General features: G+C 48.0%; 1 protein-coding gene. It reads left to right on the top strand.

Annotation, left to right across the window (positions count from 1 at the left end):
• Nucleotides 1–638: hypothetical protein (locus OI18_RS24795; RefSeq protein ID WP_039144800.1), on the top strand; the 638-nt coding region annotated here is incomplete at both ends.

Below are 638 nucleotides of genomic sequence, written 5' to 3'. Positions count from 1 at the left end.
AACCCGACTATAGGTGCGAATGCAGTGACTACTGCGAAAGTGCTTGACGCCAATATTACTACTGCAAAGCTTGCTGATGGTGCGGTTACTAACGCCAAGCTCGCTAATACCTCTGTAGACAATGCTAAGCTTGCTGATAATGCTGTTACAGGAACCAAACTTGCTGATAATACCGTAACTGCTGCAAAGGTTGCAGACGATGCGATTACCACAACAAAAGTTCAGGATGGTGCCATCACAGCTGCAAAACTGGCTCCTGGTGTAATTCCTACTTCTATTCCTGTGAGCGGGAATGCAGGTGGTGACCTTACCGGCACTTATCCTAACCCGACCATTGGAACAAATGCAGTGACTACTGCGAAAGTGCTTGACGCAAACATTACTACCGCAAAGCTTGCTGACGGTGCGGTTACTACCACAAAGCTTGCCAATACTTCTGTGGATAATTCTAAACTGGCCAACAATGCGGTGACAGCCACAAAGGTTGCTGATGATGCCATCTCTACAACTAAAGTTCAGGATGGTGCCATCACTGCTGCGAAACTGGCGCCTGGTGTTATTCCTACCTCTATTCCCGTAAGCGGAAATGCAGGTGGTGACCTTACCGGCACTTATCCTAACCCGACTATAGGTGCGAA

It is taken from the genome of Flavihumibacter solisilvae, assembly GCF_000814475.1.
Classification (GTDB): Bacteria; Bacteroidota; Bacteroidia; order Chitinophagales; family Chitinophagaceae; genus Flavihumibacter; species Flavihumibacter solisilvae.
Note: the sequence above shows the minus strand (reverse complement) of the source record. Positions and strands in the feature narration are given on the sequence as shown.